General features: G+C 70.0%; 18 protein-coding genes and 1 riboswitch. Of the genes, 12 read left to right on the forward strand and 6 right to left on the reverse strand.

Annotation, left to right across the window (positions count from 1 at the left end; genetic code table 11):
* Nucleotides 1-161 precede the first annotated feature (161 nt).
* Nucleotides 162-277, forward strand: a riboswitch (SAM riboswitch).
* Nucleotides 278-291: 14 nt separating this feature from the next.
* Together D7D52_RS29060 and D7D52_RS29065 are read left to right on the forward strand one after the other, a co-directional pair.
* Nucleotides 292-714 carry a rhodanese-like domain-containing protein gene (locus tag D7D52_RS29060; RefSeq protein ID WP_120741432.1) on the forward strand — a complete coding sequence of 141 codons (423 nt, stop codon included), beginning with the start codon at nucleotides 292-294 and terminating at the stop codon, nucleotides 712-714.
* Nucleotides 711-1925, forward strand: a complete 1215-nt coding sequence (locus D7D52_RS29065) for an O-succinylhomoserine sulfhydrylase (protein ID WP_120741434.1) — start codon at nucleotides 711-713, stop codon at nucleotides 1923-1925. The genes D7D52_RS29060 and D7D52_RS29065 overlap by 4 nt, the downstream gene beginning before the upstream one ends.
* Nucleotides 1926-1931: 6 nt before the next feature.
* Here D7D52_RS29065 and D7D52_RS29070 read toward each other — a convergent pair whose 3' ends face one another.
* Nucleotides 1932-3197, reverse strand: coding sequence for a dienelactone hydrolase family protein (locus tag D7D52_RS29070; RefSeq protein WP_222932694.1), 1266 nt, complete (start codon nucleotides 3195-3197; stop codon nucleotides 1932-1934).
* A 125-nt stretch (nucleotides 3198-3322) separates the two neighbouring features.
* Here D7D52_RS29070 and D7D52_RS29075 point away from each other — a divergent pair, with 125 nt between their 5' ends.
* Both D7D52_RS29075 and D7D52_RS29080 read left to right on the forward strand, forming a co-directional pair.
* Nucleotides 3323-3964 (forward strand): type 1 glutamine amidotransferase family protein, encoded by a 642-nt coding sequence (locus D7D52_RS29075; RefSeq protein WP_120741435.1) that lies wholly within the window; start codon nucleotides 3323-3325, stop codon nucleotides 3962-3964.
* The gene (locus D7D52_RS29080) at nucleotides 3961-4407 is read left to right on the forward strand and encodes a MarR family winged helix-turn-helix transcriptional regulator (RefSeq protein ID WP_120741437.1); all 447 of its coding nucleotides are present in this window, start codon (nucleotides 3961-3963) and stop codon (nucleotides 4405-4407) included. The genes D7D52_RS29075 and D7D52_RS29080 overlap by 4 nt, the downstream gene beginning before the upstream one ends.
* A 29-nt stretch (nucleotides 4408-4436) precedes the next feature.
* On the opposite strand, the gene D7D52_RS29085 is transcribed toward D7D52_RS29080, so the two are convergent.
* Nucleotides 4437-5195 carry an HAD-IIA family hydrolase gene (locus D7D52_RS29085; protein WP_120744539.1) on the reverse strand — a complete coding sequence of 253 codons (759 nt, stop codon included), beginning with the start codon at nucleotides 5193-5195 and terminating at the stop codon, nucleotides 4437-4439.
* Between the two features lie 299 nt (nucleotides 5196-5494).
* Between D7D52_RS29085 and fgd the strand changes: the two genes are divergently transcribed.
* From fgd to D7D52_RS29100, 3 genes are all read left to right on the forward strand, one after another.
* Nucleotides 5495-6502: a glucose-6-phosphate dehydrogenase (coenzyme-F420) gene (gene fgd / locus D7D52_RS29090; RefSeq protein ID WP_120741439.1), complete on the forward strand. Its 1008-nt coding sequence runs from the start codon at nucleotides 5495-5497 to the stop codon at nucleotides 6500-6502.
* Nucleotides 6503-6792: 290 nt separating this feature from the next.
* On the forward strand, nucleotides 6793-8874 hold the full coding sequence (gene pta / locus D7D52_RS29095; RefSeq protein WP_120741441.1) for a phosphate acetyltransferase: 2082 nt from the start codon (nucleotides 6793-6795) through the stop codon (nucleotides 8872-8874).
* A complete protein-coding gene (locus D7D52_RS29100) occupies nucleotides 8871-10067 on the forward strand; it encodes an acetate kinase (protein WP_120741443.1) in 1197 nt (398 codons plus the stop codon). Before pta ends, D7D52_RS29100 begins: the two co-directional genes overlap by 4 nt.
* A gap of 266 nt (nucleotides 10068-10333) precedes the next feature.
* Here the strand turns inward: D7D52_RS29100 and D7D52_RS29105 are convergent, their stop codons facing one another.
* Genes D7D52_RS29105 through D7D52_RS29115 form a run of 3 tightly spaced genes read right to left on the reverse strand, consistent with a single transcriptional unit; the run spans nucleotide 10334 to nucleotide 15059 of the window.
* A complete protein-coding gene (locus D7D52_RS29105) occupies nucleotides 10334-12748 on the reverse strand; it encodes a serine/threonine-protein kinase (RefSeq protein WP_120741445.1) in 2415 nt (804 codons plus the stop codon).
* Between the two features lie 2 nt (nucleotides 12749-12750).
* The gene (locus D7D52_RS29110) at nucleotides 12751-13731 is read right to left on the reverse strand and encodes a glutamate ABC transporter substrate-binding protein (protein WP_120741447.1); all 981 of its coding nucleotides are present in this window, start codon (nucleotides 13729-13731) and stop codon (nucleotides 12751-12753) included.
* Entirely contained in the window at nucleotides 13728-15059 is a 1332-nt protein-coding gene (locus D7D52_RS29115) for a hypothetical protein (protein ID WP_120741449.1), read from the reverse strand. Before D7D52_RS29115 ends, D7D52_RS29110 begins: the two co-directional genes overlap by 4 nt.
* Nucleotides 15060-15215: 156 nt before the next feature.
* Between D7D52_RS29115 and D7D52_RS29120 the strand changes: the two genes are divergently transcribed.
* Both D7D52_RS29120 and D7D52_RS29125 read left to right on the forward strand, forming a co-directional pair.
* On the forward strand, nucleotides 15216-15914 hold the full coding sequence (locus D7D52_RS29120) for an NUDIX domain-containing protein (protein WP_120744540.1): 699 nt from the start codon (nucleotides 15216-15218) through the stop codon (nucleotides 15912-15914).
* 4 nt (nucleotides 15915-15918) lie between these two features.
* Complete coding sequence (locus tag D7D52_RS29125; protein WP_246023365.1) at nucleotides 15919-18102, forward strand: molybdopterin-containing oxidoreductase family protein; 2184 nt, start codon at nucleotides 15919-15921, stop codon at nucleotides 18100-18102.
* A gap of 67 nt (nucleotides 18103-18169) precedes the next feature.
* Here D7D52_RS29125 and thiE read toward each other — a convergent pair whose 3' ends face one another.
* Nucleotides 18170-18874 (reverse strand): thiamine phosphate synthase, encoded by a 705-nt coding sequence (gene thiE / locus D7D52_RS29130; protein ID WP_120741453.1) that lies wholly within the window; start codon nucleotides 18872-18874, stop codon nucleotides 18170-18172.
* Nucleotides 18875-19051: 177 nt separating this feature from the next.
* Here thiE and D7D52_RS29135 point away from each other — a divergent pair, with 177 nt between their 5' ends.
* The 3 genes from D7D52_RS29135 to thiG are packed head-to-tail and all read left to right on the forward strand — an operon-like array spanning nucleotide 19052 to nucleotide 21316.
* Nucleotides 19052-20350 carry an FAD-dependent oxidoreductase gene (locus D7D52_RS29135; RefSeq protein WP_120741455.1) on the forward strand — a complete coding sequence of 433 codons (1299 nt, stop codon included), beginning with the start codon at nucleotides 19052-19054 and terminating at the stop codon, nucleotides 20348-20350.
* On the forward strand, nucleotides 20347-20559 hold the full coding sequence (thiS, locus tag D7D52_RS29140) for a sulfur carrier protein ThiS (RefSeq protein WP_120741458.1): 213 nt from the start codon (nucleotides 20347-20349) through the stop codon (nucleotides 20557-20559). The genes D7D52_RS29135 and thiS overlap by 4 nt, the downstream gene beginning before the upstream one ends.
* Nucleotides 20552-21316 (forward strand): thiazole synthase, encoded by a 765-nt coding sequence (thiG, locus tag D7D52_RS29145; RefSeq protein WP_120741460.1) that lies wholly within the window; start codon nucleotides 20552-20554, stop codon nucleotides 21314-21316. Before thiS ends, thiG begins: the two co-directional genes overlap by 8 nt.
* The last annotated feature ends 195 nt before the right edge of the window (nucleotides 21317-21511 follow it).

The following is a 21511-nucleotide window of genomic DNA, read 5'->3' on the forward strand; positions in this document are numbered from 1 at the left end:
GCGGGTTCGCGGCGCTGGAGGTCTCGATTCTTCCCTCCCTCCGCTCCTCCGCTTCGCTCCCCCGCTCCGGTCAGTCCAGAATCGAGACGCGCCGCGAACCTTGTGGGCAGATCCGTAGTGAGGTTTGACAGGGCGGCGGTTTTTTCGGCACTCTCATGCCAGGTCATGAGTACCAGCGCCAAGCCCCGGCTGGCTGGTCGGCAACCCTCCTCCGCGGTGGGGTGCTCCGGGTGACGACCTGGCCTCGCATCGAACAGCGGTGCGGCAAGTGCGGATTCACAGGAGGTACAGGTGAGCTACGCGGGTGACATCACGCCGAAGCAGGCGTGGGAGTTGTTGCGCGACAATCCGGATGCGGTGCTGGTGGATGTCCGCACCGAAGCCGAATGGCGTTTCGTCGGGGTGCCCGACACCAACGGCATCGGCCGGCCGACCGCGCTGATCGAATGGGTGGACGCCACCGGCACGCCGAACGCGCGCTTCCTCGATCAGTTGAAGCAGGCCCTGGCCGCCCGCCCGCAGGATTCGGACGCGCCGGTCCTGTTCATCTGCCGTTCGGGCCAGCGCTCCATCGGCGCGGCCACCGCGGCCACCACCGCCGGCATCGCCCCGTCCTTCAACGTGGTCGACGGTTTCGAGGGTGCGCTGGACGGCCAAGGCCATCGCGGCAGCACCGGATGGCGCGCCGACGGACTTCCGTGGAGGCAGTCATGATCACTGGCGGTTCCTTCGACAGGCCGCTGCCCGAGGGCGTCGGCCCGGCCACCCAGGCCGTGCGCGGCGGCACCCGGCGTTCCGGCTTCGACGAGACCTCCGAGGCGCTGTTCCTCAATTCCGGTTTCGTCTACGAGAGCGCCGAGGCCGCCGAGGCGTCCTTCACCGGCGATATCGAGCATTTCGTCTACTCCCGCTACGGCAACCCGACGGTCGCCATGTTCGAGGAGCGGCTGCGCCTGATCGACGGCGCGGAAGCGTGTTTCGCCACGGCGTCGGGCATGTCCGCGGTGTTCACCGCGCTGGGCGCGCTGCTGGGCGCGGGTGACCGGCTGGTCGCGGCGCGCAGTCTGTTCGGCTCCTGCTTCGTGGTGGCCAACGAGATCCTGCCGCGTTGGGGCGTGGAGACCGTGTTCGTCGACGGCGAGGACCTCGACCAGTGGGAGCGGGCGCTGTCGACGCCGACCCAGGCGGTCTTCTTCGAGACCCCGTCCAACCCGATGCAGGCCCTCACCGATGTGCGCGCGGTCTCCGAGCTGGCGCACGCGGCGGGCGCGAAGGTGGTGCTGGACAACGTCTTCGCCACCCCGCTGCTGCAGCGCGGCTTCGATCTGGGCGCGGACGTCACCGTCTACTCGGGCACCAAGCACATCGACGGCCAGGGCCGCGTGCTCGGCGGCGCGATCCTGGGTCCGAAGGACTACATCGACGGCCCGGTGAAGAACCTCATGCGCCACACCGGCCCGGCGCTGAGCCCCTTCAACGCCTGGACCCTGCTCAAGGGTCTGGAGACGATGCCGCTGCGGCTGCGGCAGTCGGTCGACTCCGCGCTGAAGATCGCCCAGTTCCTGGAGTCGCATCCGGCGGTGGCGTGGGTGAAATACCCGTTCCTGTCCTCGCATCCGCAGTACGAGCTGGCCAAGCGTCAGATGTCGGGCGGCGGCACGGTCATCACCTTCGAGTTGAAGGCCGCCGAGAACGAGGCCAAGAAGCGCGCTTTCGAGGTGCTCAACCGGCTGCGCATCATCGACATCTCCAACAATCTCGGTGACGCCAAGACCCTGATCACCCATCCGGCCACCACCACCCACCGGGCGATGGGGCCGGAAGGCCGTGCGGCCGTGGGCATTACGGACGGCGTCGTGCGGATCTCCATCGGTCTCGAGGATGTCGAGGACCTGCTCGGCGATCTGGACCACGCGCTGAGCTGAGCCGCGTCAGTTGCGCGTGCCGGCTTCGAGGAACCAGCGCACGGCCTGTGCGGTCCCGCGTTTCCCGGAACCGCTGTGATCGACCGGGCCGACATCTGTGAGCTGGGCGTCGACGCCGTGCCCGCGCAGCGCGGTCAGGCAGGCGGCGCTGTTGGCGGGGGCGACGTCCCGGTCGGCGCTGCCGGTGTAGAGGCGCACCGGCAGATGCGGTGTCCAGTCCGAGCAGGTGCTGTCCGCGACGGCGAGAGCGTCGGCGAAAGGACCGGTCGGGTTGCGCAGTAGGTCGAGGCCGTGCGGGGTCAGCAGGTGCTCGATATCCGGGGCCAGGCCCTTGACGATGTCCTCGAACGGATGCGTACCGTCGAAGAGCTGCTCGAGCGTCGTGTCGTAGGGCGCCTGGAACACCTCACTCGGCGCGCGATACAGCCCGTGCAGGCGGTTCCAGGACACCAGCAGGTACGAGGTGTAGAAGGAGCCCTCGCCCGGGTCCAGGGTGCCGTCGAAGAGCGCGGGCAGTTCGGCGGCCCGAATGGCGAGGGGTCCTGCGATCGAGGCGACCGCGTTCGGGTGAAAGTCCTTGTCCGCGTTGGCCTGCAGCGCCCGGACCAGGCCCAGGGCGGCCGGTCCGCCCTGGGAGAATCCGACGATGTCGACCTCACCGCGCAGTCGCCGGCCGAGCGTCTGGACGTGGGCGCGGGCCGCGCGCAACATATCCAGCGACGCGGTGGTCTCCGACGGGATGTCCAGGTACGGGTGCGGACCCGGTCCCAGGCCCAAGCCCAGGTAATCCGGTGCGACACCGGCGAATCCGGCGGACGCGTAGGTGAGGGTGGCGGCCACGTCACCCCCGTCCCCGGCCACCGAGGGCGCGGCGGCCTTGGTGGGCTGGGTGCCGTGCTCGAAGGCCACGGTGGTCAGATCGGTCAGGTCGGTGTGGTCGTCGAGGGGGAGCGCGAGCAGTCCGCTCGCCGTCGTCGCGCGGCCGTCGGCGCCGATCGTGTCGTAGGTCAGCCGGTAGGTGTCGACGCCGAATCGCGCGGTGCCGCTGTCGAATTCGTTGGATTGCAGCAGGGCCGACACCTCGTCGCGGCTGTAGGCGCGCAGGTGCTCGGCGGTGACGAGCCGGCCGCGGTCGCCGTCCGCCGCCGGGTGGGGCGCGCTCTCGCACCCCGCCGTGAGGATCGAGGTCCCCAGCAGCACTGCCGCGCCGACGATGCCGGCGGTCACTCGAAGCCGCCGGGTACGGGGGAGACGGTGAGTCTCTGAAGTCATGTCGACAGTTCATCGCCGCCGAGCGGTTCGGGGCCATCACTCCCGGGATTGATCCGGGCGGCGGCTCTCACCCGCCGGTAGCACCCCCATTGACAGTATGCTGTCAAATATGACAGCATACTGTCATGCTGAAAACAGTCCACATGGCCGTGTTCGACACCTTCTCCGACTGGGAGGTCGGGCACGCGACCGCGCACATCAATCGCGAACTGTGGCAGCGCGAGCCGGGAACCTGGCAGGTCAAAACGGTCGGCCGCACCGCCGATCCGATCACCTCCATGGGTGGAATGCGGCTGCTGCCCGACCTGACGCTGGCGGAGCTGCGGCCGGCCGACAGCGCCATGCTGCTCCTGCCGGGCGGATCCACCTGGGAGGCAGGCGAACTCGCGGACTTCGAGGAGAAGGCGGGCGAATTCCTCGCCGCCGGGGTGCCCGTCGCCGCGATCTGCGGCGCCACCTTCGGGCTGGCCCGCGCCGGACTGCTCGACGATCGCCGGCACACCAGCAACGACCCGGGTTATCTGTCCATGAGCGGATATTCGGGCCTGGATCACTACGACAAGACCGAAACCGCCGTCACCGACGGCGATCTCATCACCGCGACCGGCACGCGCCCCGCGGATTTCGCCCGCGCGGTCTTCGAACGCCTGGGCCTCTACGAGCCGCACGTGCTGGCGGCCTGGTACCAGCTCTACGGCGACAACGACGGCGCGGGCTTCTACACGCTGGCCCAGTACGAACAGCAGCGCGCGGCGGCGGCGCGATGACCCGCTCCGAGCAGGAACTGTTCAGCACGGCGGCCATCACGTCGTTCAAGCTGAACGGCCAATTCCTCACCATCGCCGAGGAATTGGCCAAACCGGCCGGCATCACCGCCGCCTGGTGGCAGGTGCTCGGCGCGGTGCAGCCCGGGCCGCTGCCGGTGGCCGGTATCGCCCGCGAGATGGGCATCACCCGCCAGAGCGTGCAGCGCATCGCGGATCTGCTGGTGGACAAGGGCCTGGCCGAATACCGCCCCAACCCGGCGCATCGGCGCGCCAAGCTGGTCGCCATCACCGAGGCGGGGTTCGAGGCGGTGCGCCGCATCAACCCGCAGCACAAGCGGATGGCCGCGCGACTCACCGCGGAACTCGGCGTCGAACGATTCACCCGGATCGTCGATGCCCTGACCGAATTGTCCGCGGCCCTGGACGTTTTCGACGCCGAGTGACGCGGAGGGCTGCCGAGTGACGCGGACGGCTAGGGCGCGAACGGGTCCTTGGTCTTGCCGACCAGCGCGGCGACCGACGGCAGGATGCTGGTCGGCCGGTACGGGAACTGCTCGACCAGCGCCGGGGTGGAGATGCCCGTGGTGACCAGAATGGTCCGCATACCCGCCTCCAGACCGGCGATGACGTCGGTGTCCATGCGGTCGCCGATCATGACCGTCGACTGCGAATGCGCGCCGATGCGGCGCAGCGCCGAGCGCATCATCAACGGGTTGGGCTTGCCCACGTAGTAGGGCTTCTTGCCGGTGGCCTGCGTGATGAGCGCCGCGACCGACCCGGTGGCCGGCAGGATGCCCTCGCGCGACGGCCCGGTGGCGTCCGGATTGGTGGCGATGAACCGCGCGCCCGCCGCGACCAGCCGAATGGCGGTGGTGATGGCTTCGAAGGAGTAGGTGCGGGTTTCGCCGAGCACGACGTAGTCGGGATCGGAATCGGTGAGGATGTAACCGATTTCGTGCAGCGCGGTGGTGAGGCCGGATTCGCCGACCACGTACGCGGTGCCGCCCGGCCGCTGTTCGTTGAGGAAGGTCGCGGTCGCCAGCGCGGAGGTCCAGATCGAGTCGACCGGAATCTCGAGCCCGGTGTGCTTGAGCCGGGCCTGCAGATCGCGCGCGGTATAGATGGAGTTGTTGGTCAACACCAGGAACGGAATGTCGTTGTCCCGCAATTCGGCGAGGAACTGGTCGGCCCCGGGCACCAGGTGGTTCTCGTGCACCAGGACGCCGTCCATGTCGGTCAAATAAGAAAGGATCGGTTCTGCGCTCGAGTTGGTCACGCGCACATTCTCCGCTATCCCGGCACCGAACGCTCATATATTCATGCTCTAACTGACCACCCGACCGGTCCGGTCCACGGAATACCCGCTTCGCACGCGGGGTTCGAGCACGTGGGTGTGACCCCTGCCGCACCGCCTCCCGCCTGGGGACCTAGGGTGCGAGGTGAGTCCGTTTGCGATGTCCGGCGTCGCGGGCGGCCGGCGGGAGGTTGGCCCGCACAACCCAAGCGCAGCAAGGCGACAGGAGTGCCCAGGTGAAAGACCTCAAGCTCGGTTACAAGGCGTCCGCGGAACAGTTCGGCCCGCGCGAACTGGTGGAGCTGGCGGTGGAGGTGGAGGCGCACGGCCTCGATTCCGCCACCGTCTCCGACCATTTCCAGCCCTGGCGGCACAATGGCGGCCACGCCCCGTTCTCGCTGGCCTGGATGGCCGCGGTGGGCGAGCGCACCAAGCGCATTCAGCTCGGCACCTCGGTGCTGACCCCGACCTTCCGCTACAACCCGGCGGTCATCGCGCAGGCCTTCGCCACCATGGGCTGCCTCTACCCGGAGCGCATCATGCTGGGCGTCGGCACGGGTGAGGCGCTCAACGAGATCGCCACCGGCTACACCGGCGAATGGCCGGAATTCAAGGAGCGTTTCGCGCGGCTGCGGGAATCCGTGGATCTCATGCGTGCGCTGTGGACCGGTGATCGTGTCGACTTCGACGGCGAGTACTACAAGACCGTCGGCGCGTCGATCTACGACGTGCCCAAGGGCGGCATCCCCATCTACGTCGCCGCGGGCGGTCCGCTGGTGGCCCGCTACGCCGGGCGCGCGGGCGACGGCTTCATCTGCACCTCGGGCAAGGGCATGGACCTCTACACCGAGAAGCTGATGCCCGCCGTCGCCGAGGGCGCGGCGAAGGTCGGCCGCACCGTCGAGGACATCGACCGGATGATCGAGATCAAGATCTCCTACGACACCGATCCCGCTCTGGCACTGGAGAACACCCGCTTCTGGGCCCCGCTCTCGCTCACCCCCGAGCAGAAGCACTCCATCACCGATCCGATCGAGATGGAGGCCGCCGCCGACGCGCTGCCGATCGAGCAGATCGCCAAGCGCTGGATCGTGGCCAGCGACCCGGACCAGGCCGTCGAGCTGATCAAGCCCTACTTGGACGCGGGCCTCAACCACCTGGTCTTCCACGCGCCCGGCCACGACCAGCGCCGCTTCCTGGATCTGTTCCAGCGCGATCTGGCCCCGCGCCTGCGCGCCCTCTGACCGTCGTCGGCAGGGCGCACATCACAGTCGAACGGGCGGCATTCGGGGCCGGACAACCCTTCGGAGTCCGGTGCCGGTATGCCGCCCGTCGGCGGAAAACCGGCCCCGGACCGGGACATATGTCATGTGATTGCAGTCTCGCGGCCGTCGCCGCGGAGCTGGCTCGCCGGAAAATCCGCCGCTCGAACGCGGGTTGACGAAGCCATAGCGATTATGCATAAGTCTGCGGGCAAGTCGTGTTGCCAAGCGGACGCCGAATTCCGGCCATAACGGTCGGTAGTCTTCTGCTCATGGCTGCCACACCGGTTTCCAGCGTCTATATCGCGTCCCCCGAGGGCGACACCGGCAAATCGACGGTGGCACTCGGTGTCCTCCAGGCACTGGCCGCGACGACCCCGCGCGTCGGCGTGTTCCGACCTATCACCCGGTCCGCGAACGGGCGCGACTACATCCTCGAACTGCTGCTCGAGCACTCCACCTCCGATGTGGACTACGACCAGGCGGTCGGCGTCACCTACGAGCAGGTGCACGAGGACCCCGACGCCGCGATCAGCGAGATCGTCATGCGCTATCACGCCGTCGCCAAGCAGTGCGACGCCGTGCTCATCGTCGGCTCCGACTACACCGATGTCGCCAGCCCCAGCGAACTGCGCTACAACGCCCGCATCGCCGTCAACCTCGGCGCGCCCGTGCTGCTGGTGGTGCGCGGAATCGGCCGCAGCTCCGCCGAATTGGGCCAGCTGGTCGAGCTGTGCCGCGGCGAACTGGTGGCCGAGCACGCCAAACTGGTCGCCGTCATCGCCAACCGCTGCACGCCCGAGCAGATCGAGGCCGACGCCGAGGTGCTGAAAAAGGTTGCGGCCGTGCCGTCCTGGGCGCTGCCGGAGGTGCCGCTGCTGCAGGCCCCGACCATGGAGGAGCTGCGCGACGCGATCGGCGGCGAACTCTACAGCGGCGATTCGGAACTCATGCAGCGCGAGGCCCTCGACGTCATCGTCGGCGGCATGACCGCCGAGCATATTCTGGAACGCCTCACCGACGGCGTCGCCGTCATCACCCCCGGCGACCGCTCCGACGTGCTGCTGGCGCTGGTGAACGCCCATGAGGCGGAGGGCTTTCCGTCGCTGGCGGGCATCATCATGAACGGCGGCATGCTGCCCGAGCCCTCCATCGCCCGGCTGATGGCGGGCCTCAAACCCAAGCTGCCGATCCTGTCGACCGACCTGGGCACCTTCGAGACCGCCAAGGCCACCGCCCTGACCCGCGGCCGGGTCTCGCTGTCGAGCATCCGCAAGGTGGATACCGCACTGGCCGTCATGGAGGAGCGGGTCGATCCGCGAGAACTGTTGCGGCAGATCGAGGTTCCCATCCCGAACATCGTCACCCCGCAGATGTTCGAGTACCAGCTCATCGAGCGCGCCCGCGGCGACCGCAAGCGGATCGTGCTGCCCGAGGGCGACGACGACCGCATTCTGCGCGCCGCCGGCCGCGTGCTGCAGCGCAAGATCGCCGATCTCACCATTCTCGGCGACGAGGCGGCCGTGCGCGGCCGCGCCGCCGAACTGGGCGTGGACATCGACGCCGCCGAGGTGCTCGACCCCAAGACCTGCCCGCTGCGCGACGAGTTCGCCGAGGAGTACGCCCGCCTGCGCGCCCACAAGGGCATGACGGTGGACCGTGCCCGCGAATTCATGAGCGACATCTCGTATTTCGGCACCATGATGGTGCACATGGGGGTCGCCGACGGCATGGTGTCGGGCGCGGCGCACACCACCGCGCACACCATCCGGCCGTCGTTCGAGATCATCAAGACCACGCCGGGCGTGTCCACGGTGTCGTCGGTGTTCCTCATGTGCCTGGCCGATCGTGTGCTCGTCTACGGCGATTGCGCCGTGGTGCCGGATCCGACCTCGGATCAGCTGGCCGATATCGCCGTGTCCTCCGCGCGCACCGCCGCCCAGTTCGGCATCGACCCGCGCGTGGCCATGCTCTCGTACTCCACCGGTGAATCCGGTTCCGGCGCGGATGTGGACAAGGTCCGCACCGCCACCAAGCTGGTACACGACCGGTCCCCGGAACTGCTGGTGGAAGGCCCGATTCAGTACGACGCCGCGATCGAACCCGCGGTGGCCAAGACCAAACTGCCCAACTCCGCGGTCGCGGGGCAGGCGACGGTCTTCATTTTCCCGGACCTCAATACGGGGAACAACACCTACAAAGCGGTGCAGCGCAGCGCCGGAGCGGTGGCCATCGGGCCGGTGCTGCAGGGCCTGCGCAAGCCGGTCAACGACCTCTCCCGCGGCGCGCTCGTCGCCGACATCGTGAACACCGTTGCCATCACCGCCATTCAAGCCCAACAGGAGGCGCAATGAAGGTACTGGTGATCAACTCCGGTTCCTCGTCCATCAAATACCAGCTGCTGGATCCGCAGTCGGCCGAGGTGGCGGCGTCCGGGGTGGTGCAGCGCATCGGCGAGGACGTCGAGAGCGATGCCGTGACCGTCGAACATTCGTGTGGCGGACAGACTTTCGAGCATCGGGGTCCGCTGGCCGATCACGCGGCCGGGCTGCACGTGGTGTTCGACCTGTTCGCCGCCTCCGGCCAGGATCTGGCGCACGCCGATCTGGGCGCGGTCGGGCATCGCGTGGTGCACGGCGGCGAGGTGTTCTATCAGCCCACGCTGATCGACGACGACGTGGTCAAGGCCATCACCGACCTGGCTTCGCTTGCCCCGCTGCACAATCCGCCCAACGTGATCGGCATCGAGTCGGCGCGCGCGCTGCTGCCGGAGGTGCCGCAGGTCGCGGTGTTCGACACCGCCTTCTTCCACAATCTGCCCGCCGCCGCCAAGACGTATGCCATCGACGCGGATACCGCTGCCGCGCACGGGATTCGCAAGTACGGCTTCCACGGCACCTCGCACGATTACGTGTCCGGACAGGTCGCGGAGTTCCTGGGCAAGGACCGCGCCGACCTGAACCAGATCGTGCTGCACCTGGGCAACGGCGCGTCCGCGTCGGCCATTCGCGCCGGGCAGGCCGTGGACACCACCATGGGCCTGACCCCGCTGGAGGGGCTGGTCATGGGCACCCGCTCCGGGGACCTGGACCCGGGCATCATCTTCCATCTCATCCGCACCGCCGGTATGGGCGTGGACGACGTCGACAACCTGCTCAACCGGCGCTCCGGGATCAAGGGCATCTCCGGGGTCAACGACTTTCGCGAACTGGGTCAGCTCATCGAAACCGGCCATCCCACCGCGAAATTGGCGTTCGACGTCTACATTCACCGGCTGCGCCGCTATATCGGCGCGTACCTGATCGAACTGGGCCGGGTGGACGCCATCACCTTCACCGCCGGGGTCGGCGAGAACGACGCCCACGTCCGCGCCGAGGCGCTGGCGGGTCTCGAGCGCTACGGCATCCGGATCGACGACGCGCGCAATACCGAACGGTCCCGGGTGGCGCGGCGCATCTCCACCGACGACTCCGATATCGCGGTCCTGGTCGTGCCCACCAACGAGGAGCTCGCCATCGCCCGCGCCTCCGCGGACCTCGTCGGATAGAGCAACTCTCGGACTCGGGCCTCCGCCTCCCCGCGGCCGGGCTTCCCCTGAAACCCCAATAGGCTCTGAGTGCGAGCTTCACGAAAACATCACGATGTTCTTGGCATCGTGAGAACCGGACCAAGAACTTCCCCCCGGTCCAACCGGAACCCGTGTTGCACCATGCACACCGCGGTAGGGACCGCCTTCCCTCGCCGGTCCCGCGGTCTCGGGCTGCCCCCCGAGACCACCGCGGGCGACACGGGGCTCCTCCGGCTCTCGCGTGGTCAGAACCAGGATTTCGCGCGAACGGCGTTGGCCAGATCCACCAGGGCGTAGCGGTGGGTGCGGGCGGGCGCGGAGCGCGCCAGGGCGCGGAGCCCGGTTTCGATGCCGCGCCGCAGGTCCCGTTCGGTGAACGGCGATCCGAACAGCGTGGCGCGCGGCGACTTCGGCCGTTTCCCGGCCTGCACCCACCCCAGTGCGATGCCCAGGGTGAGGATCCGCAGCTGGGCCGCGCGGCCCTCCCCGGGCGGCAGCCCCTGCACTCGCGCCGCCGCCACCTGTAGCGTCGCCTCGTCCAAATCCGCTGCGGGAGCGCAGGTCAGCAGCATGAGGATGGCCGTCATCCGCGCCTCGGCGTAATGCCGGGAGGCGGGCGGCACCTGATCGAGCGCGTGCACGGCCGCGGTGATGTTCCCGGCCGCCGCCAGCTGGCGGGCCAGCCCGAACGCCGCGCTCACCACCCCGCGGTCGGTGCGCCACACGGTGGCGTAATAGTTCTCGGCGTAGACCCGCCACTGCTCCGGATCCGGCGAATCCCAGTGCTGCAGCACCAGTTCCGCGGTCGCGGCCAGCGCCAGCTTGGGCGCGATCTCCCCGGGCAGCGCCTCCAGCACGGCGTCGAAGCGGGCGAAGGCGCGCTCGTACTCCAGCTCCAGCAGCTCCGTCAGCCCCAGATACCAGTCGATGCGCCAATCCGGGGGGCCCGCGCACGGTTCGTCGGCGAGCCGCGTCAGCAGCAGGCGGGCGGCGGCCGGTTCCTCGAGATCCAGGTGCGCGCGGGCCTCGGCCAGCGTCACCTCCTGCTCGAAAGTCTCTGGCGCACCGCCCGGTTCGGCCGCGGCGCGCTGGCGGGCGTGCCGCAGCTCGTCGAGGGCGTGCCGGGGTTCCGGATGCGCCGCACCCGCCAGCAGCGGAGCCGACGGGTCGCCGGGATCGATGATCGGCACCGGCAGCGCCGCCACCACCTCGTTGGGCCGCAGCAGGGTGTCGCGGGCGATGCCGTCGATGATGCCGTCGGTCTGCGCGATCAGCTCGACCGTGCCGAAACTGGTGCGCGGCGGGCTGAACAGCGTCGACAGCTGCGGATGCTCGGTGCCGGTCTCCACGGCCAGGATCTCGCGCAGCACCCCGGTGAGCTGGGTGGCCAGCAGCCGCGCGGAGGCGAAGCGGCGCTCCGGATCCCGATCGGTGGCGCGCAGCAGCAGCCGGTACAGGAACTGGTGGCGGGCCAGCACCGGTTCGTCGGCCGGGTCGGGCAGGCCGTCGGTGTAGGCGCCGCGCTCCATCGGCATGTGCAGGGTGAGCACCGCCAGCGTGCGGCCGGCGGTGTAGATGTCGGAGGCCACCGTCGGACCGGTCTGCGCGATCTCCGGAGCCTGATATCCCCTGGTGCCGTACAGGTTTCCGTACGCCTCGAACTGGCTGACCGCGCCCAGATCGATGAGCTCCACCCGATCGGTGGTGATCATGATGTTGTCGGGCTTGAGATCGTTGTAGGCCAGCCCCACCGAATGCAGATAGTCCAGTGCCGGAAGGATTTCCAGCAGATACGCGATGGCCTCGGTGACCGGCATGCGCTCGGGGGCGTGCTGGTCGAGCAGATCGCGCAGCGAATGCCCGCCCACGTACTCCATCACGATGTACCCGATCGGATCCCCGTCCGGGCCCGCGTGTTCCACGAAATTGTGGATCTTCACGATGCTCGGATGCGCGACCTCGGCCAGGAACTGCCGCTCGGCCACCGCGACCGCCTGCGCCTCGGCGTCACCGGCGTGCAACAGACCCTTGAGCACCACCCACCGATCGCTCACGTTGCGGTCGATGGCCAGATAGATCCAGCCCAGCCCGCCGTGCGCGATACAGCCCTGGATCTCGTACTGTCCGGCCACCCGGTCGCCCGGATACAGCGACGGCCGGAAATCGTAAGGCGCACCGCAGGTCTCGCAGGTGCCGGCCGTGGTCGACGGCCGGGTCGGCGTGGCTCGCCCCACCGGTTTGCCGCAGCGCCAGCAGAATCGCCGCCCCTCGGCGACCACCGGATCGTCGAGGACCGCCGCCTCCGGATCGACCGGCTCGACGGCGGGGATCGGCACCAGTCCGGCGCCCAGCCGTCGCACGTTCGTCCGCGGCCGCGTCATCCGCGCCGTGCGCTGTGACGGCCGGGTCGGCGTCCGCGGTTCGGCCCCGGCGCTGCTGAGATCGGCGTCGCCCGGATCGGTGTTCGGGTCGGCGACGGTCCGAGCGGTGGCGGCGACAGCCTGGGTGCCCTCGAATTCGGCGTCCGCACGCGGGGGTTCGGGCCGCGCGGTGATCTCGGTGCGGGCGGGCCAGTGCGGTCCCGCCGGCTCGGGGCGGGTGAGGGCCCGCGTGCCTTCCGGATCGGTCGCCGCGGGTGTCGGATCGGACGGTGTGGTCATCGTCAGTCCTGATACCTCGGCGGCGGCGGAATGGCCGCGTCGCCCAGTTCGGCCACCAGCCAGCGCCGGTAGAGCCGATTCCAGGTGCCGTCGGCGCGAATGCGTTCCAGGGTGCCGTTGACGAAGCGGACCAGATCGTCGGAGCCCTTGGAGATGCCGATCCCGTACTGCTCGGTGCTCAGATCCGGGCCCACCACCTCGGTGGCCGGATCCTGTTCGGCCAGCCCGGCCAGCACGGTGTCGTCGGTGCTGACCGCGTCCACCTGCCGCTGCTGCAACACCACCAGGCAGTCGGCCCAGCTGGGCACGGTCATGATGGACGCGGCAGGCTGCTGGGCGCGAATCAGATCCAGGGAGGTGGTGCCGCTGGCCACGCACACCCGCCGGCCCGCCAGATCGGTGAGCCCCTCGATCCCGGAGTTGCGCACCGTCAGCACCCGCTGATGCGCCTGCAGATACGAGGTCGAGAACGTGACCGTCTGCCGCCGTGCGCAATTGATGGTCATGGTCTTGACCACCACGTCGACGGTCCGCTCCACCAGCGCCTTCTCCCGATCGGCGGAGCTGAGGATGCGGAACTCCACCGCGCCCGGATCGCCCAGCAGATCCCGCGCCAGCTCCTTGGCGATCTCCACGTCGAAGCCCGCCAGGGTGCCGGTGGTCGGGTCCCGGAAGCTGAACAGATTGCTGCCCGGATCCAATCCGACCAGCAGCCGCCCGCGCGCCCGGATGGCATCGATATCGGGTCCGCTGCGAATGCCGCCCGGCCGCAGGCTGGCGGTCGGGTCCCCGCAGTTCGGCGGGGCGGGCGGCGGCGCGGTATTGGTCTGCGCCACTACGGCTCCCGACGGCAGCGGCGGCTCGATATAGCTCGGCACCCGGGTGGAGGGCGCGGGCGGCGGCGGGCTGTCGTCGCCGCAGGCCGCGGTCAGCAGCAGACTCGCGGCCAGGGCGGCGAGGGTGAGGGATCGTCGTGTGGTCATCGGTACTCCCGCAGTCGCGGCCACAGCCCCGCCGCGATGAGCACGGCGGCGGCGGTGCTCAGCACCAGTGCGCCCGGACCGAGCAGATCGAGGGCGCGCGACGCGTGGGAAGTGCTGGCCCGCAAGGTGTTCCGGGTTTCCGCGATGCCGTCGCCGAGTGCGCGGTCGAGCGCGTCGGTCTGGGCGGTGGCCTCGTTCGCGCCGGGCCCGGTGGCGACGGCGGCCGCGCCGAGGAAATCGCCCTTGGTGAGCGCGTCGTTCATCCGCTGGTGGGCGGCCCGCCAGCGATCCAGCGCGGCCGCCGCGGTCTTCACCTCACTCGCGCCGGGCTGTTGAGAACCGTAGCCGGACAGGATGTTCCGCAGTTTCTCGATGGCCTGGTCATAGGTGCGGTCGTAGTCGGCGCTGGTGTCGCGGCGCACCAGTTTGAGGGTTTCGGCGGTGCGGGCCTGCTGGGCCAGAATGCGGCTCTGGGTCAGCGCGGCGGTCGGCACGCTGCCCGCATCGCGGGCATGGGTGGTGTCCACCGCGGAGATGAAGCCCGCCACCACCGTCCAGCCCAGCAGCACCACCATGGTGGCGGTCGCCAGCAGCAGCCCGAGATTGAGCACCCGATGCCAGCGCCGGAACAGGTACAGCTGCGCCCCGGCCAGAGCCGCCACGGCCAGCAGCGGCAACAGGATCGCCGCCCACGGCGGGCGCACATGATTGCGCTGGGTGGCGGCGATCGCGGCCGACCGATGCTCCTGCAGTTCCTGCGCCTTGGGCAGCAGCGTCCCCTGCATGAGGTTGGACGCCTCGCTCAGATACGCCGCCCCGACCGGTTGCCCGCCGCGATTGTTGGCCCGCGCGGTCTCGATGATGCCGGTGTAGACCGGCAGTCCGGTGGCGATGCCGCTGCGCAGTTGCGTATCCGCGTCCCCGTCACTGCGATTGGACTGGGTGACCAGTTCGGCGGCGGCCTCGCCGACGGCCTGGTTGTAGCGGTCGCGCACCGTTTTCGGTTCGAGCCCACCGGAAATGAAGGCGGTGCCCGCCGAGGCGTCGGCCACCGACAGCGAGGTGTAGAGCCGCTGCGCGGAGTAGGCGTCGGGCTCGGATTCACCGAGCAGATCGTCGAGGGCGTGTTGCCGGGTGGTCACCGCGGCGGCGGTCACGAGGCCCGCGGTCAGGCACAGCGCCAACAGGATCAGCCCGACGGCGATCAGTTTGGCGGGGGAGGAGCGGGCGAAGGACCGCAGTTCCGTCGTCGCCAGTCGCTCCCGCCAGACCGCCGCGGCGGCGGGTGAGGACGGTTCGCTCACCGTCGACTCCTCGGTGCGCGTCATCCTCACCTCCCACTGATCGAAATCGAACGACCGACTTGTTGCTTCTGGATGAGCTTATTGTGGACGTACCGCCGCCGTGACGCGGGAATCCCCGCGGTGTGCCCGCGCTCGCGGGAAACGCGCACGGAGGTGCGGGTGGACGATGGGATGACGACGATGCGCGGTGACGGCGACGGTTGGGCGGAGAGTGCCGACGGCACCCGGCAGTGGGGTCGCTTCGGCGCTGCTGGACTGTTGCTGCGGGCGCCCCTGATCGGCGGCGGCGCCGCGGTCCTGCTGCATCATCGCGCCGCCTGGACCCATCAGGGCGGCACCTGGGCGCTGCCCGGCGGCGCCCGCGACTCGCACGAGACCACCGTGCACGCCGCGGTCCGCGAAGCCGAGGAGGAGGCGGGCATCGCGCCCGGTTCGATCCGGGTGCGCGGCTCCCGGGTGACCGCGACGGCGCCCAGCGGCTGGACCTACACCACGGTCGTGGCCGATGCCGCCGACCGGCTCGAGACCCGCGGCAATACCGAGAGCCAGGATCTGGTCTGGGTGCCCGAGGACGAGGTCGAGGATCGGCCGCTGCATCCGGGTTTCGCCGCCGCCTGGCCGATCCTGCGCGCCACCCCGACCCGGGTCGCGCTGGACGGGGTGGCCGATTCCGGCACGGTGGCGGCCGCGTTGCCGCGCACCCTGGATCTGGCCGAGCACGGTTTCGTCTGGCTGCACGCCAATGGCGACGGCGCGGAGCGCACCGCCCGCATCGGCGCGGGCCGCACCGCTCGCGTCGGGGCGCTCGAATCCGGTGCGGAACAGACCGAATTGGCCGGAAATGTGTTGTTCCTCACGCTGGAGCAGGTGTTGTCTTGAGGGCGTGAGTACGCGCGAGGTTCCCACCTACTGCCGGATCTGCGAACCGCTGTGCGGGCTGATCGCCACCGTCGAGGACGGGCGGCTGGTGCGGCTGCGTGCGGACAAGGAGCATCCGCTCTCGCGCGGCAATGCCTGCCCGAAGGGCATCGCGTTCACCGACATCCAGAACGATCCGGAGCGGGTGCTGTATCCGCTGCGGCGCACGGCGTCCGGGGAGTTCGAGCGGGTCTCCTGGGACACCGCGCTCGACGAGATCGGGGCCCGGCTGCGCGCGCTGATCGACGAGCACGGAATCGAAAGCCTCGGCTGGTATTTCGGCAATCCGTCGTCGTTCTCCTACTCCCACACGCTGTGGATGGTCGGCTTCCAGATGGCCGCCGGGCTGAAGCACGTGTACTCGGCCGGCTCGCAGGACGTGAACAACCGCTTCGTGGCCAGCGAGCTGCTCTACGGGTCGCTCACCTCGGTACCGGTCCCCGATCTGGACCGCACCGACTTCCTGCTCATGCTGGGCGCGAATCCCGTGGTGTCGCACGGCAGTGTGATGAGCGTGCCGCGGGTGCGCGAGAAGCTGACCGCCATCACCGGGCGCGGCGGTCGCGTGGTGGTGGTCGATCCGCGAAACACCGAGACCGCCAAGCTGTTCGAGCATGTCGGGGTGCAGCCGGACGGGGACGCCTGGCTGCTGGCGGCGCTGCTGCAGGTCATCTTCGAGGAGGGGCTCGAGGATGCCGAGGCCGTGCGCCGGCAGGCCACGGGTGGGCACGAATTGCGCCGTGCCGTCGCACGATTCACGCCCGAGGCGACGGCCGCCGTGACCGGTCTCGAACCCGATCGGGTGCGCGCGCTCGCCCGTGATCTGGCGCGCGCCGAGTCGGCCGCGGTGTACGGCCGCACCGGGACCTGCCTCGGCCGGCACGCGACGCTGGTGGCCTTCCTCATCGACGCCCTCGCCCTGGTCACCGGCAATCTCGATCGGCCGGGCGGGTGCGTCTTCGGCAAGGAACTGGTCGCGGTCTCCAAGCTGAACGCGCGGCTGGGGCTGGTCGGCTACGGCAAGAACCGCTCCCGCATCGGCGGATTCCCGGACGTGCTGGGCACCTTCCCGGCAGCCGTCATGGCCAAGGAGATCACCACGCCGGGGCCGGGGCGGCTGCGGGCGCTGTTCACCTCGGCGGGCAATCCGGTGTCCTCGGTGCCCAACGGCCGCGAATTGGCTTCCGCGCTGGGACAACTCGATCTGTTCGTGTCCATCGACCTGTATGTCAACGACACCAACCGCGGCGCCGATTACGTGCTGCCCGCCACCACCTTCCTCGAACGCGACGACATTCCGCTCCCGTTCGCCGCCCTCTCCCCGACCCCGTACACGCAGTACACCGAACCGGTGCTGGCGCCGTACGGGGAGGCGCGCGAGGAATGGTGGATCATCGACGCCCTCGCGACCCGAATCGGGGTGCAGCCCTTCGCGTTCGGGCCCACCCGTCCGGCGGGCCGGCTGCTCGGTGCCCTGCGGCGGCGCGTACCCGGTCTGGGCTCGGCGCGCCCGACCCCGTCGCTGCTGGTGGATCTGGCGCTGCGCACCGGACCGTACGGCGACCTTTTCGGCTTGCGTCGCAAGGGCATCAGCCTGCGCATGCTGCGCCGGCATCCGCACGGCGTGGTGCTGGCCGACCGGATCGAGACCGGCGTGCTGCGGGATGTGGTGCAGCACAAGGGCGGCCGGGTCCGCCTGGATCCGGACGAGATCGTGCTCGAGCTGTCGGTGCTGGCCGCGCGCCCGGCCGATCCCGCCTACCCGCTGCGCGTCATCGGCCTGCGCGAGCTGAAATCCCACAACTCGTGGATGCACAATGTCGAACAGCTGATGCGCGGCGACCGCGAGCACGCGGCCCGCATCAACCCCAAAGACGCTGCGGTAGCGGGCATTTCCGACGGCGAGCGCTGCCGCGTCACCTCCCCGCACGGCTCGATCGAGGTGACCGCCCGCCTCACCGAGGACATGGTCTCGGGTGCGGTCGCCATCCCCCACGGCTGGGGCCACCACGGCGGCTGGCAACTCGCCAACGCCGCCGGCGGCGCCAACGTCAACGACCTCATGTCCACCGACATCGCCGACATCGAACCCCTAGCCGGCATGTCCAACCTCAACGGCATCCCCATCCGCCTGGACCCCCTCCCCTGACGACCACCCCTGTCGCCGGGCAACCACTCTCGTCATTCCGGCGTGCTTGTGGCCGGAATCCACCCGGTCAGCCGGCGGTGTTCTCCAGGATTCGTTCTTTGATCGCCCGCGCCGCGGCGGTGGGGTCCTTGGCCTCGGTGATGGCGCGTACCACGACGATTCGGGTGGCGCCGGCGGCAAGGACCTCCGGGAGGCGGTGCTCGTCGATGCCGCCGATGGCGAACCAGGGGCGCTGGGTGTGTGAATCCGCGGTGGAGCGGACCAGTTCCAGGCCGGCGGGGGTGCGGCCCGGCTTGGTGGGGGTGGCGTAGACGGGTCCGGTGCAGAAGTAGTCGATGTGTTCGTCGATCGCGGCCAGCCCGGCTTGGGCGCGGTTGTTGGTGGAACGGCCCAGCACCACGTCCGGTCCCAGGATCTGGCGGGCGTACCAGGGCGGCAGATCGCCCTGGCCGAGATGCAGCACGTCCACGCCCGCGGCGAGCGCGATATCGGCGCGATCGTTGCAGGCCACCAGGGCGCCGTGGCGGCGGGCGGCGGCCCGCAGCTCGGCCAGCGCGCCGAGTTCCGCCTTGGCCTCGAGCGGGCCGAACTGCTGCTCCCCGCGCGAGCCCTTGTCGCGCAGCTGAATGATGTCGACGCCCCCGGCCAGCGCGGCCTCGGCGAACTGCGCCAGGTCGCCGGTGTCGCGGCGCGCGTCGGTGCACAGATACAGCCGTGCGGTCGCGAGACGCTCCCGAGGGGATACCGGTCGGTTCGGGTGGGAGGGTTGCACGACCTCGACGGTAGTCGCGCTACGGTGGTTGAGTCGAAACGACCCGTGGGAGCGCACTCGGGCCCTGCCGCAGTTCTCCAGCTGTATGACGCCGCGCGCCGCGCCCCGGTGAATTTCCTGTTTCGAAGGGTATATATGCAGGTCCCGGACGTTCCGGGACGGGTTAGGTGGATTCACATGCGGACTCTGGCCGTCGTCGGCGGCGGTGTGATCGGACTGTCGGCGGCCTGGCGGGCCGCCGGAGCGGGCTGGACCGTCACCCTCTACGACCCGGCCGTGGGCTCCGGTTCCTCCTGGGTGGCGGGCGGCATGCTCGCACCCCTCTCGGAGGGCTGGCCCGGTGAGGAAGCGGCCCTGGCATTCGGCGCGGCCTCCCTGGCCCGCTGGCCCGGATTCGCCGCTGAGCTGCGGGAAGTCACCGGCACCGACGTCTTCGTCGCCGCCCAGACCCTCACCGTCGCCCTCGACGCGGCCGACGCCGCCGACCTGCGCACCATCGCCGATTTCGTGAACACCCACGACCTGCCCGCCTTCGACCCGAAAGATATATCTGCCGAAGGCGATTCGCTTCGCACCGGCGCGGCCGAGAAGGCTCTGGCCAGTATGGTCGACCCCACGTCCACCGGCGCGGCTGCGACGACTCCGCCGGGCGCGGCTACGACGAATCAGCCCGGCGCGACCGCCCAAATTCCCACTGCCGCGGGCGATGTGTCCGGTCGGCTGCGACTGCTGGACCGCGCCGGGGTGCGCGCGGTCGAGCCCGGTCTCGGGCGCGGCGTCCGCGCCGGGCTGCTGGCCGTCGATGAGCCGGCGGTCGACAACCGCGCCCTGGTGACCGCCCTGCGCACGGCCTGTGTCGCGGTCGGGGTGGAGTTTCGCGCCGAACGTGTCGAGCGCCTGTCCGACCTCGCCCACAACCGCATCCTGCTGGCCGCGGGCGCCGCGAGCGCGCAGCTGTGGCCCGGCCTGCCGGTGCGCCCGGTCAAGGGTGAGATCCTGCGCTTGCGCCGCCGCCCCAGCGCGCCGCCTCCACCGCGCCGCGTGATCCGCGCCCGCGTGCACGGCCGCCCCATCTATCTCGTCCCGCGTCACGATGGAATCGTGCTGGGCGCAACGCAATACGAGGTCGGTTTCGACACCGCCGTGACCGCCGCGAGCGTCCGCGACCTGCTCACCGACGCCGAATCCGTACTGCCGGGCCTCGGGGAGTACGAGTTCGCCGAAGCCATAGCGGGTTTCCGTCCGGGCTCCCCGGACAATCTGCCCCTGATCGGCCACCTCGACGACCGGGTGCTCGTGGCCGCGGGCCACGGTCGCAACGGCATCCTCGACACCCCGGTGACCGCCGACGCCGTGCTCGCGCTGCTCGCCGGCGCCGAGCTGCCCGCGGCGCACGCGGCCGACCCGCGCCGCTTCCCGTCGGTCGCCGCCCAAACATCCGCTGCCGCATCGCTTTACCCAGGAGGAGTTCGATGACCGCAATCCCGGTCGGCGTCACCGTCAACGGTGAGGACCACGTGTTCCCCGACCCGCTGTCCGTGCGCGAGCTGCTGGAACGGCTGAACCTGCCGTGCCAGGGTGTCGCGCTCGCCATCGACGGCGCGGTGTTCCCCAAGTCCCGCTGGGACGAGCCGGTCGGCCGCGGCTGGGAGATCGAGGTGCTGACGGCGGTGCAGGGTGGCTAGCGCGGTCGATCCACTCGTCATCGCGGGCCGGGAGTTCGAGTCGCGGCTCATCATGGGCACCGGCGGCGCGGACAATCTGGCCGTGCTCGAGGAGGCCCTGGTCGCCTCCGGCACCGAGCTGACCACGGTCGCCATGCGCCGGGTGGACGCGGCCGGCGGCACCGGCGTGCTGGATCTGCTCGAGCGCCTCGAGATCGCCCCGCTGCCCAATACGGCGGGCTGCCGCGGCGCGGCCGAAGCGGTGCTGACCGCGCGGCTGGCCCGCGAGGCCCTCGAAACCGATTGGGTGAAGCTGGAAGTCATCGCCGACGAGCGCACCCTGCTGCCCGACGCCATCGAATTGGTCGCCGCCGCCGAGCAATTGGTGGACGACGGCTTCACCGTGCTGCCCTACACCACCGACGATCCGGTGCTGGCCAAACGCCTCGAGGACGTCGGCTGCGCCGCGGTCATGCCGCTGGGCTCACCCATCGGCACCGGCCTGGGCATCGGCAATCCGCACAATATCGAGATGATCGTGGAGGCCGCGGGCGTCCCCGTCATCCTCGACGCGGGCATCGGCACCGCCAGCGACGCCGCCCTGGCCATGGAATTGGGCTGCTCGGCAGTCCTTTTGGCCACCGCCGTCACCCGCGCCCGCAAGCCCGCCGTGATGGCCGCGGCCATGGCGCACGCCGTCGAGGCCGGCCGGCTGGCGCGCGAGGCCGGCCGCATCCCCAAACGCTTCTGGGCCCAGGCGTCCTCACCCGGCTTCTGAGCAAACCCCCAAAGGTTCGCGGCGCGTCTCGTTCTGGACTGAGCGGAGCGGAGGAGCGAAGCGGGGGAGCGGAGGGAGGGAAGAACGAGACATCCAGCGCCGCGAACCCGCCCGGAGCGAAGCGGAGGGCAATTGAGCACCGTACTCATCCTCAGGGATGAGCGACGCGCGACCATTTAGCGATAGTGCGCGCTC

This window comes from Nocardia yunnanensis (assembly GCF_003626895.1).
In the GTDB taxonomy this organism is placed as follows: domain Bacteria; phylum Actinomycetota; class Actinomycetes; order Mycobacteriales; family Mycobacteriaceae; genus Nocardia; species Nocardia yunnanensis.

What these genes read in the sequence shown, in the direction of transcription:
- D7D52_RS29120 (WP_120744540.1), top strand. Translation starts at nt 15,216, where the DNA reads ATGCGCGGTGACGGCGACGGTTGGGCGGAGAGTGCCGACGGCACCCGG.
- D7D52_RS29070 (WP_222932694.1), bottom strand. Translation starts at nt 3,197, where the DNA reads ATGACTTCAGAGACTCACCGTCTCCCCCGTACCCGGCGGCTTCGAGTG.
- D7D52_RS29135 (WP_120741455.1), top strand. Translation starts at nt 19,052, where the DNA reads ATGCGGACTCTGGCCGTCGTCGGCGGCGGTGTGATCGGACTGTCGGCG.
- D7D52_RS29075 (WP_120741435.1), top strand. Translation starts at nt 3,323, where the DNA reads ATGCTGAAAACAGTCCACATGGCCGTGTTCGACACCTTCTCCGACTGG.
- pta (WP_120741441.1), top strand. Translation starts at nt 6,793, where the DNA reads ATGGCTGCCACACCGGTTTCCAGCGTCTATATCGCGTCCCCCGAGGGC.
- thiS (WP_120741458.1), top strand. Translation starts at nt 20,347, where the DNA reads ATGACCGCAATCCCGGTCGGCGTCACCGTCAACGGTGAGGACCACGTG.
- D7D52_RS29110 (WP_120741447.1), bottom strand. Translation starts at nt 13,731, where the DNA reads ATGACCACACGACGATCCCTCACCCTCGCCGCCCTGGCCGCGAGTCTG.
- D7D52_RS29065 (WP_120741434.1), top strand. Translation starts at nt 711, where the DNA reads ATGATCACTGGCGGTTCCTTCGACAGGCCGCTGCCCGAGGGCGTCGGC.
- D7D52_RS29085 (WP_120744539.1), bottom strand. Translation starts at nt 5,195, where the DNA reads ATGGACGGCGTCCTGGTGCACGAGAACCACCTGGTGCCCGGGGCCGAC.
- D7D52_RS29105 (WP_120741445.1), bottom strand. Translation starts at nt 12,748, where the DNA reads ATGACCACACCGTCCGATCCGACACCCGCGGCGACCGATCCGGAAGGC.
- D7D52_RS29100 (WP_120741443.1), top strand. Translation starts at nt 8,871, where the DNA reads ATGAAGGTACTGGTGATCAACTCCGGTTCCTCGTCCATCAAATACCAG.
- D7D52_RS29080 (WP_120741437.1), top strand. Translation starts at nt 3,961, where the DNA reads ATGACCCGCTCCGAGCAGGAACTGTTCAGCACGGCGGCCATCACGTCG.
- D7D52_RS29115 (WP_120741449.1), bottom strand. Translation starts at nt 15,059, where the DNA reads ATGACGCGCACCGAGGAGTCGACGGTGAGCGAACCGTCCTCACCCGCC.